Source organism: Streptomyces sp. NPDC060198, from assembly GCF_042728415.1.
In the GTDB taxonomy this organism is placed as follows: Bacteria; Actinomycetota; Actinomycetes; order Streptomycetales; family Streptomycetaceae; genus Streptomyces.
Genome location: NZ_JBHWZJ010000209.1, coordinates 1 through 12,482 on the forward strand (window position 1 = coordinate 1; position 12,482 = coordinate 12,482).

Annotated in this window: 13 protein-coding genes; 1 reads left to right on the forward strand and 12 read right to left on the reverse strand. The window is 70.2% G+C overall.

The window, feature by feature from the left end; all coding sequences use genetic code 11:
• Positions 1-37: 37 nt before the first annotated feature.
• The 12 genes from ACFWEP_RS22915 to ACFWEP_RS22970 form a co-directional block, all read right to left on the reverse strand.
• Complete coding sequence (locus ACFWEP_RS22915) at positions 38-1,075, reverse strand: methionine synthase II (cobalamin-independent)-like protein (RefSeq protein WP_387372353.1); 1,038 nt, start codon at positions 1,073-1,075, stop codon at positions 38-40.
• 3 nt (positions 1,076-1,078) lie between these two features.
• Entirely contained in the window at positions 1,079-1,558 is a 480-nt protein-coding gene (locus ACFWEP_RS22920) for a heme-binding protein (protein ID WP_387372355.1), read from the reverse strand.
• The gene (locus tag ACFWEP_RS22925; protein WP_387372356.1) at positions 1,555-2,346 is read right to left on the reverse strand and encodes an alpha/beta fold hydrolase; all 792 of its coding nucleotides are present in this window, start codon (positions 2,344-2,346) and stop codon (positions 1,555-1,557) included. The genes ACFWEP_RS22920 and ACFWEP_RS22925 overlap by 4 nt, the downstream gene beginning before the upstream one ends.
• A 188-nt stretch (positions 2,347-2,534) precedes the next feature.
• A complete protein-coding gene (locus tag ACFWEP_RS22930) occupies positions 2,535-2,906 on the reverse strand; it encodes a VOC family protein (RefSeq protein WP_328718427.1) in 372 nt (123 codons plus the stop codon).
• A gap of 37 nt (positions 2,907-2,943) precedes the next feature.
• Entirely contained in the window at positions 2,944-3,732 is a 789-nt protein-coding gene (locus ACFWEP_RS22935) for a fumarylacetoacetate hydrolase family protein (RefSeq protein WP_387372358.1), read from the reverse strand.
• Positions 3,733-3,738: 6 nt separating this feature from the next.
• Positions 3,739-5,187: an NAD-dependent succinate-semialdehyde dehydrogenase gene (locus ACFWEP_RS22940; protein WP_387372363.1), complete on the reverse strand. Its 1,449-nt coding sequence runs from the start codon at positions 5,185-5,187 to the stop codon at positions 3,739-3,741.
• Between the two features lie 78 nt (positions 5,188-5,265).
• Positions 5,266-6,192 (reverse strand): VOC family protein, encoded by a 927-nt coding sequence (locus ACFWEP_RS22945; protein WP_387372365.1) that lies wholly within the window; start codon positions 6,190-6,192, stop codon positions 5,266-5,268.
• 330 nt (positions 6,193-6,522) lie between these two features.
• A complete protein-coding gene (locus ACFWEP_RS22950; RefSeq protein ID WP_387372366.1) occupies positions 6,523-7,428 on the reverse strand; it encodes a LysR family transcriptional regulator in 906 nt (301 codons plus the stop codon).
• Positions 7,429-7,566: 138 nt separating this feature from the next.
• A complete protein-coding gene (locus tag ACFWEP_RS22955; protein ID WP_387372368.1) occupies positions 7,567-8,511 on the reverse strand; it encodes a sugar ABC transporter substrate-binding protein in 945 nt (314 codons plus the stop codon).
• 95 nt (positions 8,512-8,606) lie between these two features.
• Positions 8,607-9,620, reverse strand: a complete 1,014-nt coding sequence (locus tag ACFWEP_RS22960) for an ABC transporter permease (protein WP_387372371.1) — start codon at positions 9,618-9,620, stop codon at positions 8,607-8,609.
• Positions 9,617-11,164, reverse strand: coding sequence for a sugar ABC transporter ATP-binding protein (locus ACFWEP_RS22965; RefSeq protein ID WP_387372373.1), 1,548 nt, complete (start codon positions 11,162-11,164; stop codon positions 9,617-9,619). The genes ACFWEP_RS22960 and ACFWEP_RS22965 overlap by 4 nt, the downstream gene beginning before the upstream one ends.
• Positions 11,165-11,202: 38 nt before the next feature.
• Positions 11,203-11,796, reverse strand: a complete 594-nt coding sequence (locus tag ACFWEP_RS22970; protein ID WP_387372374.1) for a carboxymuconolactone decarboxylase family protein — start codon at positions 11,794-11,796, stop codon at positions 11,203-11,205.
• Positions 11,797-11,980: 184 nt separating this feature from the next.
• Here ACFWEP_RS22970 and ACFWEP_RS22975 point away from each other — a divergent pair, with 184 nt between their 5' ends.
• Positions 11,981-12,388 carry a cupin domain-containing protein gene (locus ACFWEP_RS22975; RefSeq protein WP_387372377.1) on the forward strand — a complete coding sequence of 136 codons (408 nt, stop codon included), beginning with the start codon at positions 11,981-11,983 and terminating at the stop codon, positions 12,386-12,388.
• Positions 12,389-12,482: the final 94 nt, after the last annotated feature.

The following is a 12,482-nucleotide window of genomic DNA, read 5'->3' on the forward strand; positions in this document are numbered from 1 at the left end:
CACGCGGGTGTCCCGGCCCCCCACCGGCGCGCGCGGCTCAGAACTCGTTGCCCCAGCAGTAGCGGGCGAGGGTCTCCACCTGGATCAGCTTGCGGTGCTGGTCCTCGGCGCCGAGCAGCGGGCGGGCGGCCACGTCGGCGAAGCCCCGGGAGGGTGCGAGCGCCATGTCCTCAAGGTCCTTGACCTCGGCGGCCGCGTCGATGCGGGCCATCACCGCGTCGATCTCCTCCATCGCGGCGGTGGTCGCGTCCACCGCTCCGAGGCAGGCGTCGCGGTCCTCGGGGAGGGCGCGCAGCAGGTCGAGTTCGGCGTCGGTGCCCCGGTCGAGGGGCAGCACCCAGCGGTCGGCGGCGACCGCCGCGTACAGCCGTTCGGCGCGGGCGCGGTCCACCGCGGCGGGGGCGGCCCAGCCGGGGGCGATGCCGATACGGACGCCTTCCGGGCGCTCGTCCAGCCGCACCGCGAGGGCTTCCACGGCGAGGGCGTCCTCGAAGGAGAGCGCGCCGATGGCGCCGGATTCGGTGGCGGTGTGGGCGAGCAGCAGCGGGTTGTTCAGCTGGATCAGCCGCACTCCCCGCGCGACCAGCAGCTGGATCTCCGCGTGGATGATCTCCGCGAGGGCCTCGCCGAGTTCGCGGGCCGAGGCGGGGCCGCCCGCGCCGGCGAGCGCCGGGTCGAAGGTGGTGGCGGCGAGGTAGGCCGGGGAGGGCAGCGCGACCTTGGGCGCGACGACCGTCAGCTCACCGAGCAGGCCGGCCCACTCCGCGACCAGCGGCCCGTCCGCCTTGGGAAGGGTCTCGGCCACCCAGCGGGCCAGGCCGCCGGTCTCCTCGCCGGTGCGCCGGAATCCGGTGACGCCGTCGAAGACCGCGCTGCGGAAGTCCTCGCGGGGCAGGTCGCCGTCGGTGACGACGGTGGAGCGCAGCCGCCGCTGGAAGACCACGGCCTCCTTGACCGCGGCGAGTTCGGCGTCGCGCAGCGTGTCGGCGTCGCCGCTCTCACGGGCGGCCAGCAGGGAGGGCGGCCGGACCAGGCTGCCGTGGTGGTCGATGCGGTAGTTGAACGTGTCCGCCATGGTTCAGGCGTCCTTTCCGGCGTTCGTGTCGGGCTTGCCGGAGACGCCCCAGGCGGCGAACTCCAGTTCGTAGCCGAGGGCGGCGAGAACCTCGTCGGCGATGGCCTGGTCCTCGTCCGCGGTGCCGCCGGCGATGCCGAGGCCACCGATGATCTCGCCGTCCTTCTTGATGGTCACGCTGCCCTCGGTGGCGAGGATGGGCATCGCCGCGCCGGGCAGCTGGGAGAGCTGGGAGAAGAAGACCGGCTGACTCTCCTGCCACTTCTTCAGCATCTTGCCGGGGCGCTGCATGACGGCTGCCGTGTACGCCTTGGCGCGCGCGATGTCCGGGGTGAGCGGGCGGGCTCCGTCCGGTCGGCGGATGGCCACGGGGAAGCCTCCGGCGTCCACCACGGCCACGCTCACCGCCTTGCCGAGCGCCTGGGCACGCTTGTGGGCCTCGTCGATGATCTCTTCGGCGGCGGCGAGGGTGATGTTGCTCATGCGGTTTCCTTCTGGGCGGTGAGGGTGCGGCGCAGCCGGGCGACGGCGGCGTTGTAGGGCTCCGGCGTCTCCCAGTACATGGAGTGCGGGGCGCCGGGGACGATCTCCAAGTGCGAGCCCTCGACCAGTTCGTGGGCGCGGGTGACCGTCTTGACGCTGAGTACCGCGTCCTTCTCGCCCGCGAGGAAGGCGACGGTGACGCCCGAGTCCCGTATCTCGTCCAGGCCGGGGCCGTTGGTGTCGAGGTTGCGCAGATCCTGCATGGTGGCCGTGTTGAAGGTGCCCATCTGCTGGAAGAGGAAGGTGAGGTCCTTCCGCTCCTGCTGGAACTGCCGGGTCAGCAGCCGGTCGATGACGGGGAGTTTGACGGCTTCGGCGCGGTCGGCCGCGGCGAGTTCGGTGAGCTCGGGGTGACTGATGCCGCCCAGCGAGTGGCCGAGGACGACCGAGCCGACGCGCTCGGGGCGTACCAGACCGGCGCGCAGGGCGGCGACGGAGCCGATGGACTGGCCCACCAGCATCGCGTCGGTCAGGTCCTCCTGGTCGAGCACGGCGACGACGTCTCCGTAGAAGGCCTGACCGTCGAACTCGGTCTGCGGCTCGGACAGTTCGGTCCGGCCGAAGCCCCGCAGGTCGAGCGTGACGACGGTGAACTCGTCACGGAGCGCGGCGACTTGCTGCCACCAGGCGGCGTGGTGGCCTCCCGATCCGTGCACGAACACGATCGCGGGGCCGCTGCCGTGGCGCTCGTAGTAGACGGACGCGCCGTCCGAATCGACGTAGGGCATGGAACGATCTCCTTATCGCAGGGGCTGGTGCCGCGACCGGTCGTCTCTACCCCTTGAGGAGCGGCGTTCGGTGCGTGCGGTCGCGAGGCGGCCGGAAGTCCTCGCGGCGGGGCCACCAGGGCTTCCGGCCGACGCGGCGGCGGGCGGTGCCGGGCGTCGCCGGGCGGTCGAAACTCCTGGGGCACGCGTCAGTTGGGGCGCTTGCCGTGGAAGACCAGCTCGATCATGGTGTGATCGGGGTCGTGGATGTAGCAGAACTTCGACTGGTTCTCAGGGCGTTCGATGGGACGGGTGTGCCGGATGCCCAGGTCGGCGAGGTGCTCCATGAAGTCGTCCCAGTCGTCGACTTCGACGGCGAAGTGGTACGGCGCCATCCGGTCCATGTCCTCGACCGGGGTGAAGTGGAGGTCGAAGTTGCCGCGGGTCATCAGCACCACACGGGTGTTGGACTTCGGCATGATCCGCTTCATCCCGAAGACCTTGGTGTACCAGGCCGCGGTCCGGTCGGGGTCGGTGGTGGGGAAGTTGACGTGGTGGATGTAGCGGGGTTCCTTGCTCACGGCGTGCTGCCTTTCGGGGGGAGGGTTTCGGGACCGCTCAGGGGCGGCCGGGCTCGGCGAGGACGGTGTTCGTCAGGACGCCGATGCCACTGATCTCGACGTCGACCGTGTCGCCGGCCTCGATCTGGCTGGTGGACTCGGCGCCCATCCAGAGCACGTCACCGGGGTGCATCGTGATGTGCTTGGTGATCTCGACCATGAAGTCGTAGGGGTCGAAGACCATGTCGCCGGTCGGGAAGAGCGCGCGGGTCTCGCCGTTGACGCGCAGGGTGGTGGTCTGCGCCAGTGCGTCGACGTCGGTCTCGATCCAGGGGCCCATCGGCTTGAAGGTGTCGCTGTTCTTGGCGCGCCAGAACGTGCGGTCCTCGTGCTGCCAGGCGCGTGCGCTGACGTCGTTGCCGATGGTCCAGCCGAAGACGGCGTCCCGTGCCTGCTGGTAGGTGGCGTGCCGCAGCGTCCTGCCGATGACCGCGACCAGCTCCGGTTCGGCCTCGAACCGGCCGTGCACTCCGGCGGGTTTCACGATCGCCGTACCGTGGCCGGTCAGCGCGTTGTTGGCGCGGTAGCCGGCCTCGGGGCGCTCCGGCACGACTCCGGCCTTGTCGCCGAGCAGTCGGGCGTGCTCGATGTGGCGCGGGTAGTTCATGCCGACGGCGTAGAAGACGGGCGGGACGACGGGCGGCAGCCAGTCGGCTTCGGCGAGCGGGATGGTGCCGATGACGGTGGGATCGCCGTCCAGCGGGGAGTCGGAGAGCAGGCGTACGGAGTCGTCCTCCACGCGCCCCCAGACGGCCCGGCCGCCCACCCGGACTCGGGTGTATCGCATGGTGGCTCAGTCCGTCAGCAGGTGGGAGACGCGCTTGGTGACCAGGTAGGCGTCCAGGCCCTCCGGGCCGCCCTCACGTCCGTAGCCGCTGGCCTTGACCCCGCCGGAGGGTGCCTCGTGGGTCGACCCGCCGCAGTGGTTGATGGAGAGGATGCCGGCCTCGAACTCGCGGGTGAGGCGCTCGGCGGTGGCGGCGGAGCGGGTGAAGCCGTACGCGGCGAGCCCGTAGGGGAGCGAGTTGGCGATCCGCAGGGCCTCGTCGAGTTCGCGGAAGGCGACGATGGGCGCGAGCGGGCCGAAGGGCTCCTCGGACATGAGCGCCGCGTCCTCGGGGACGTCGGTGAGGACGGTGGGGGCGAAGAAGTAGCCCGCGCGGTCGAGGCGCTCGCCGCCGGTTCGGATCTTCGCACCCTTGGTGACGGCGTCGGCGGTGAGTTCCTCCATCGCCCGCAGCCGGCGCTCGTTGGCGAGCGGGCCCATGGTGACGCCCTCGTCCGCCCCGTCGCCGACCACGACCGCCTCGGCGGCGCGGACGAACTCCTCGGTGAACTCCTCGATCAGGCTCTCGTGGACCAGGAAGCGGCTGGGCGAGGTACAGACCTGGCCGGCGTTGGCGAACTTGGCGGCGGCGGCGCGGCGGGCGGCGGCGACCGGGTCGGCGTCCGCGCACACGATGACCGGGGCGTGGCCGCCCAGCTCCATGAGGGAGGGCTTCATCTCGGCCCCGGCGGCGGCGGCGAGCAGCTTGCCGACCGGCACCGAGCCGGTGAAGGCGATCAGCCGGGTGGCGGGGTGCGCGATGAGGTGCGCGGACACCTCGGCGGGCTCGCCGAAGACGAGGTTGAGCACGCCGGCGGGCAGCCCCGCGTCCTCGAAGCACCGGACCAGTTCGACGGCGGTCCCGGGGGTCTCCTCGGATGCCTTGATGACGAGGGAGCAGCCGGCCGAGAGCGCCGCGGCGATCTTCCGCATCGGTGAACCGGCGGGGAAGTTCCACGGGGTGAAGGCGGCGACCGGGCCGACGGGGCGGCGGCGGACGGAGAGCAGGGTGCCGTCCTCGGAGGGGATGATCCGGCCGTAGGCACGGCGCGCGTCGTCGGCGTCCCAGCGCAGGGCTCCGGCGACCCGCTTCGCCTCTCCGGCGGCTTCGCGCAGTGGCTTGCCCTGTTCGCGGGTCATGACGCGGCCGACCCGGTCGGCCCGGGAGGCGAGCAGGTCGGCGGCCTTGTGCAGGATCGCGGTGCGCTCGGCTATCGGGGTGTCGCGCCAGAGCGCGAAGCCGGCCTCCGCCGCTTCGGCGGCACGGTCGAGGTCGGCGGTGGTGGCGAGCGGGACGTGTCCGATCACCGTTGCGGTGGCCGGGTTCACGACCGGTACGGTCGCTCCGGCCCCTCCCTCGCACCATTCGCCCGCTATGTACATGCGGATGGCGGGGTAGTCGTCGTGGGTCGTCATGGGTGCGTGTGCCCTCTCACGCTCGGCGGGTCGGATGTCGTCAGGCGGTGGCTGCCCGGAGGCGGCGTCGCAGACCGGTCAGGAGGCGGGGTTCCCGGGGGCGTCACGGGAGGTGCGCAGAGTCCAGATGTGGTGCGGCGGGGTGGTCTCGTGGACGCGCGTCTCGTACGAGGAGTCGACGCGGTCCATGTCCGCCGCGTACTCGACCCGGCCGCCGCAGGGTGCGTGGACGAAGCGGAAGACGTTGGAGCCGACGGTGTGCCGGCCGAGCCTGCGGGCTTCCTGCCAGCCCTGGGCGATCATGTGGTTGCCGCCCTCGATCACGTCGTCGAAGCCGGGGACCTCGTAACTGACGTGGTTGACTCCGGCCCGGTCCGGGCGGTGGCAGAGCAGGAAGTTGTGCTGGTCGTCGTCGCCCTCGCACTGCATGAAGGTGCCCATCGGCTTGACGACGTCGGTCGCCCGGAAGCCGAGCCGGTCGAGGTAGAAGGCGACGGCCTCCTCCTGTCCGGTCTTCGGGATGTTGAGGGCGACGTGGCACATGCGCAGCGGGCGGACCTGGCCGACGGGCTCCAGCGGAGTGTTCCAGCGACGCACGGTTCCGGAGACGTTGGCTTCCCGGGGGCCGGCAAGGGCGTCGGGCGCCTTGGGGCGGGCGAGGGCGAGACCGAGGCCGAAGCCGGTCTCGTCCCGGGTGCGGTGCACCCCGTCGCCGGTGAGGGTGACTTCGCGGTCGACGCCGACCCGGGCGACGAGATCGGCCAGCTCCGCCTCGGTGTCGACCCCCCAGACCACCTCGCGCAGGGTGGGGCCGTCTTCCAGCGCCGGCGGCAGCGAGGGGTCGGGGTGGGTGTCGAGGTGGAGCGTCTGGCCCGCCAGCGTCTCGAACGTGGCACGGGTGGCGGTCCGTTCCACCGGGATCAGTCCGAAATCCGTGAAGAAGCGGACGCATTCGTCGAGGTCGTCGATGCTGTAGGTGACCGACTCGATTCTCTGGATTCCCATGAACTCCTCATTTCGCGGGTCGCGGGCGCTGGACGCGTGACACCGGCCCGGTCAGCATAGAAATCCGGGCGCGTGGCCTCAATGACCCGGTATTTCGGATGGTGCAATCATTTCTTGCGCGGACGGTCGCGTCGTCCGGCCGGCGCCCGAGGGCTGTCCCGTAATTCGTGGTGGATCAGTGCGCGGCGTCGGATGCGGTGCGTCGCAAGGCGGAGAAACATCCGCATACGGGATGGCGCATGCGGGACGTTCCGACAACGCGGCGAGGTGCCGTAGCCGGCTTCGCGCACCCGCCAGGAACAGCGGGACAGCACTCGGGGGCCCCGTGCCTCACATGGCGGGGATCGGGTTCTCGGAGAACCACTTGGCGAGGAATTCCAGGAAGACGGTCACCTTGCGCGGCGTCTCCTGGCCGGGGCCGTAGATGGCGTACAGCGGCCGGTCGGGCACCGCGAGCTCGGGCAGCAGCACCCGGAGCGCGCCGGAGACCAGGTCGTCGTAGGCGGGCCGCTGCGGGAGCAGGGCGATCCCCCTGCCGTGCACGGCGGCTTTCTGCAGCGCGATGTAGGAGTTGGAGGAGAACGCGACGTTGCGGATCTTGTGCAGGGTGCTCGCGTGGCCGTGCCCGACACGCCAGACGGGGTCGTTGACGTGGACCAGGCAGTCGTGGACGGCGATGTCGTTCGGGTGGCTCAGCGTCCCGTGCTTCTCGAGGTACTTCTCCGACGCGCACAGGACGAAGGGCAGTGAGGCGATTTTCTTCAGCCGGACACTGGAATCCCGCAAGTCGCGCGTGTGGAAAGCGATGTCGAATCCACCGTCCAGGAAATCATAGGTGCGATCCGAGATGCCGCCCAGCTCGAAACGGACGACTATTTTCGGATGGGCGACGGAGAACGCGGATATGGCGTCACCCAGATCGAGACTGCCTATCCACTTCGGACAGATGATGTTGAGCGACCCCTCGGGGCGGTCGTGGAGCTGCGCGATGTGGGAGTCCTCGGCGGAGATCTCCTCCAGGATGCGCGCCGCGAACTCCGCGTAGCGGAGTCCGGGCTGGGTGAGGCTGACGGAGCGGGCCGTGCGGTTGACGAGGCGGACCCCGATCTGGCGTTCCAGTTCCGCGACATGGCGTGAGATGAGCGATCCCGAGGAGCTCAGCGCTTTGGCCGCCCCGCTGAAGCTGCCGATGTTGGCGACGGTGACGAAGCTGCGCATGAGGAGCAGACGGTCCATGGTGGTACCTCCGGCCGTTCACGGCCCCAGTGGTGGCAGGGCCGTGTCGGGCGGGTTGTGCGGGTGGAGCCTCCGCGCTGCGCTCCGGAACGGGATCACTCAGCTGGGTTGCGCGGAATGGGGGTGTGGGCCCGGGGCTCAGGGGCAGTACTGCGGAGCCTTGTCCAGGTTGTCCTTGGTGACCAGCAGGATCGGCGTCTTGTCGATCTTGCTGATCTTCTTTTTGTCGAGCAGTCCTATCGCATTAGTCACCGCAAGGGAACCCGTGCTCATGGCCGAGTTCGCCACAGTTGCGGAGAGTTCGCCCTTCTCGACCCCTTCGAGGCCCCGGTCGGTGCCGTTGACGGTGACGATCTTGACGTCCTTGCCGGCCGACGCGAAGGCGGTACGGGCGGCGAGCGCCATCTCCTCGTTCGCGACGAAGGCGTAGCCCAGGTCCGGGTGCGCCTGGATCATGTTCTCGGCCACGTCCTTGGCCTTGGCCGCGTTGAACATGCCAGGCTGGTTCGCGACGACCTTCGCGGTGGCCGGCAACGCCTTGGTGAATCCGGCGACCAGCATGTCGGAGGCGGCTCCCGGAGCGCCGGCGATCACACCCACCTCCACGGACTTGCCCGCGGCGTCCTTCTCGACCCAGCCCGCGTCCAGCGCGCCGACCGCACCCAGGTCCACGACGACCGCGCCGAGGATCTCGGAAGGGTCGTCGGTGACGACGGAGGTGAGGAAGATCGGGATGTTGGCGCTCTTCGCCTTGGCGATGTCGCCCTTGAGCGCGTCGACGTTCACCGTCTGCACGATGAGCGCGTCGACGTTGCGCGAGATCATGTCCTCGATGTTGGACAGCTCGGTGCCGGGGTTCTGGTGCGAGTTGGCCGTGTAGACCTTCGCGTCGCCGGTCTTGGCCGTGTTCTCCACGGCCTTCTGGAGACAGGTGTGGAACTCCGTGTCACCGCCGTTGACGAAGCCGAGGGTGACGGAGTCGCCGCCGCCCGAACCGGACTGGCCGCTGCAACCGCTGAGAGCCAGCGCGGCTCCCACGACGGCCGTGGCCAGCACTCTTCGCGGGTGGGTGGTCAGGCTCATGGTGTATCGCCTTTCGTGGCGTGCGTGGGACATCTTTGGCCGTGCACAGACGTCGGGTTGCCATGCCGGAGGGACGGACTGCCCGACGGGGTACTTCAGTTGTGGGACCTCTTGTGGAGCTGGTTGGCGATCGCCGCGATGAGCAGGACCGAACCGACCGAGATCTGCTGGAAGTAGCTGGACACCTGAAGCAGGTTCAGGGCGTTCGCGACGACGCCGAGCAGCACCACGCCGAGCGCGGTGCCGACGACGGTGCCGCTGCCGCCCGCCAGCGAGGTTCCGCCGATGACGACGGCGGCCACCGCGGTGAGCTGCAGGGTGAGGCCGCCCGTTCCGGGGCTGCTCGCGCCGAGCCGGGACAACAGCATCAGCCCGGCGAGTCCGGCGAGGGTGCCGGCCAGCCCGTAGAGCAGGAGCTTGTTCCGGTTGACGCCGATGCCGCTGAGGCGGGCGACGTGCTCGTTGCCCCCGATGGCGAACGCGTCCCGGCCGAAGACGGTGAACTTCATGACCACTGCGGCCACCACCAGTACCGCGATCGCCACGATCAGCAGATAAGGGACGCCGAGGATCTTGCCGTTGCCCAGCGAGGAGAGGTGGGTGCCGATGGACACGCTCAGACCGTCCAGGACGAGCAGGGCGACCCCGTCCAGCAAGGTGGCCGTGGCCAGTGTGGCGACGAACGGAGCCACGTTCGTGTAGGTGACCACGAGTCCGTTGACCAGACCGATGAGGGTCGCCAGCACCAGGGAGACGACGACCGTCACCGTCGTGGACTCACCGTGGGCCAGCATCTGGGCGGCCACCGCGGTGATGACGGCCGCGTTGCTGCCCATGGAGAAGTCCATGCCTCCGGCCGTCATGAGCAGTGTGAGACCGGCGGCGAGCACCGCGGACACGCTGACCTGGCGGAGGACGTTGATGAGGTTGGTCGAGCTGGCGAACGAGTCCGTCTCCAGGCTCGCGAACACCACCACGATGATCAGTACCGCGACGAGTCCCGCGTGCGGGACACCGAAGAGGGACCGCAGCGAGGTGCGTGACCCGGAAGCGGTGTCCGGGGCGCTTTCTTTCGCTCGGGGCTGTGCCGGGGGCGCTTCGAGGCTCACTTGCTCTGTCCTCCGAGGGCGAGGGCGACGAGTTGGTCGCGGGTGATGGTGTTGACGTCGTGTTCGGCGACCGCCCGTCCCGCGCTGACGACGATCACCCGGTCGGCCAGCCGCACGACCTCCTCGGCGGAGGAGGAGGCGAGCAGTACGGCCACGCCGCGTGCGGCGAGGTCGTCGACGAGGGTGTGGATGTCCGCGATGGCCGCGATGTCGACACCGTTGGTGGGGTCTTCGAGGAAGCAGGCGACGGGCGCGGTCTCCAGCCACTTCGCCAGCAGGACCTTCTGCTGGTTGCCTCCCGAGAGCCGGCCGACGGCCGGGTTGCGGGTCAGCGAGACGACTCCGTAGCTCTCCCGCCGCGGCGCGGCCCGGCGGGTGAGCGCGGACCAGCGCTGGAGACGTCGCCGCTCCAGGCGGTCGCTGGCCAGCATCAGGTTCTCGTCCAGGGAGAGTTCCGGGATCAGCCCGAGGGCTCTGCGGTCGCCGGTGACACAGCGCAGCCCGCTGGCGAGCGATCGGGGTATCCGGCCGAAGGGGACCGCCTTGCCGTCCACGGTCATCTCGCCCGCGTCGGGGCGCCGGCGGCCGGAAAGCAGGTCGAAGAGGCGTGACTGCGCGTCCCCGGCGGGGCCGAGGACGGCCACGATCTCGCCCTTGCGCACGTCGACCGCGAAGTCCTCGATGGTGCGCCCGTGTGTGAGCCCGCGGACCGCGAGGCCGATCTCCCCGGCGGGGGCCGGGCGTCGGGGACGGGTGGAGACGACGTCCCGGCCCACCATGGAGCGGACCAGCCCGGCTGCGTCGGTTTCGGCCGCCGGTCCGCTGTGCACCACCGCGCCGTCCCGCAGGACGGTGACGTGGTCGGCGACGGACAGCACCTCGTCGATGTAGTGCGAGATGTAGACGACGGCCATGCCCTCGTCCCGCAGGGTCCGTACCAGCGCCCTGATCCGGTCGGCGGCCTCGGCGCCCAGGCAGGCGGTCGGCTCGTCGAGGATGAGGACCTTGCCGCCGCGCCTGACCTCGCGGGCGACCTCGACCATGGTCTGCTCCGCTACGGTCAGCCCGCCCGCGGTCCGCTCCACGTCGATGCTGATGCCCAGGTCCGCGAGGGCTCTGCGGGCCTGCTCCCTGACCGACTTCCAGGCGACGAGGGCGCGGGGCGCGGGCAGGTCGCCGAGGAGGATGTTCTCGGCGACGGTCAGGTCCATGACCAGCTCGCGGCGCTGCGGCACGGTCGAGATGCCGAGCCGTCGCGCCTGTCGTGTCGACAGGCCGGGCTGCGCCTGCCCGTCGATCTCGATGGTGCCGCCGTCCGCTTGGTGGACCCCGGCCAGCACCTGTACGAGGGTGGACTTGCCGGCCCCGTTCATACCCATCAGGGCGTGGATCTCGCCCGGCCTGATGTCGAGGGAGACCCCTTTGAGGGCGGCGGCTCCGCCGAAGTTCTTGCGGAGGTCGCGGATCCGGACCACCGGCTCCCGGGGCGCGCCGACGGGCGTGCCGGTGGTGGTGCTCCCGTGGAGCGCGGTACTGGGTGTCACGTCGGTGCTCCCCTCGGTACGTCGGTCGGCGGACGGTTTCACGGCTGCGACCGGTCCCCGCCGGCAGGGACGCGCGCGAATCCGCGGACGTCGGGGAACGGCGGCTCGCGGTCTGCCTGCAGGTCCACCTGGAAGGTGTTCAGGCACATGCCGAGCATCGTGAAGTTGCCCAGCGAGCCGATGGCGTCGACCAGGCCCTGGGAGCCGAAGTGCTCGTGGGCGGCGGCGAAGGTCTCGTCGGAGACGAAGTGCTTCTCCAGCACCTCCTGGCAGAACGTGTAGAACGCCGTGTCCGCCTCGTTGTCGAACTCGGGCGTGCGGCGCTCGGCGATCGCGTCCACGGCGGCGGCCGGTACGCCGGCCTCGATCGCCGCCTTGACGTGGGCGTTCCAGGAGTACTGGGCGTCCCAGTTGCGGGCGGCCATCAGGAGGGTCAGCTCCCGCAGATGCTTCGGCAGGTCCGAGTCGAAGCGGACGAACGCCCCGAGGGACTCCACGCGTTCGCAGAGTTCGGGGCTCTGCAGCCAGACCCGGAACGGACCACGCACCCCGCCGCGACGGGCGGTGATGCGGGCATGGAGCTCCTGCTGGTGCTCGTTCATCTCTTCGGTACTCAGAACGGGGAGGCGCATGGCCGGTCCCTGCCTTTCGATCTGCGACACAAACTGGAAATGTGCGATGGCAGCAGACCGTACATCCGGCTGGTAGAGGCTCACCCTTCTCGGAATGCAAGGTAAAGGTGCGCATCCGGGGACTCTCGGCCGAGCCCGTTTCCCATAACGTCGGACGACGCCTCGCCGTCGAAAGGGTTTGCGCATGAGCGTCATCGTCAAGGCCGCCACCGTCCCGCTGCTGGACCGTGGAGGTGCGATCGTGACGACCCCGCTGGTCACGACCGTGTCGGCGGGAGGCGAGAATCGGATCACCAGCGGAATGAGCGTTTATCCGGTCGGCTCCGGGGCGCCGATGCACTCGCACAACTGCGACGAGCACGTGACGATTCTCGAAGGGCAGGCCGAAGTGCTGGTCGAGGGCTCCGTGACGCGTTTGGAGCGCTACGACACCACGTACATCCCGTCTCCCGTACCCCACCTCTTCCGGAATGTCGGGGACACTCCCCTGCGCATCCTGTGGGTCTATACCTCGGGCACGGTGACCCGCACGTTCACCGACACCGGGGTGACGGTCGAGCACCTCTCGGCCGAGGACCAGATGGGGCGCTGACCGGCGGTCCTTCGCCCGGGGGTGCGGCGGTCCGGTCGGGGGCCGCGCCAGCGCACCGTACGGGGGCTGCGCCGACGGCCCGGCACCGAACCCT

Bases quoted from the DNA above. Each gene is read 5' to 3' on its own strand.
- ACFWEP_RS22915 (WP_387372353.1), bottom strand. From the start codon at position 1,075: ATGGCGGACACGTTCAACTACCGCATCGACCACCACGGCAGCCTGGTC.
- ACFWEP_RS22945 (WP_387372365.1), bottom strand. From the start codon at position 6,192: ATGGGAATCCAGAGAATCGAGTCGGTCACCTACAGCATCGACGACCTC.
- ACFWEP_RS22925 (WP_387372356.1), bottom strand. From the start codon at position 2,346: ATGCCCTACGTCGATTCGGACGGCGCGTCCGTCTACTACGAGCGCCAC.
- ACFWEP_RS22940 (WP_387372363.1), bottom strand. From the start codon at position 5,187: ATGACGACCCACGACGACTACCCCGCCATCCGCATGTACATAGCGGGC.
- ACFWEP_RS22935 (WP_387372358.1), bottom strand. From the start codon at position 3,732: ATGCGATACACCCGAGTCCGGGTGGGCGGCCGGGCCGTCTGGGGGCGC.
- ACFWEP_RS22975 (WP_387372377.1), top strand. From the start codon at position 11,981: ATGAGCGTCATCGTCAAGGCCGCCACCGTCCCGCTGCTGGACCGTGGA.
- ACFWEP_RS22955 (WP_387372368.1), bottom strand. From the start codon at position 8,511: ATGAGCCTGACCACCCACCCGCGAAGAGTGCTGGCCACGGCCGTCGTG.
- ACFWEP_RS22950 (WP_387372366.1), bottom strand. From the start codon at position 7,428: ATGGACCGTCTGCTCCTCATGCGCAGCTTCGTCACCGTCGCCAACATC.
- ACFWEP_RS22920 (WP_387372355.1), bottom strand. From the start codon at position 1,558: ATGAGCAACATCACCCTCGCCGCCGCCGAAGAGATCATCGACGAGGCC.
- ACFWEP_RS22970 (WP_387372374.1), bottom strand. From the start codon at position 11,796: ATGCGCCTCCCCGTTCTGAGTACCGAAGAGATGAACGAGCACCAGCAG.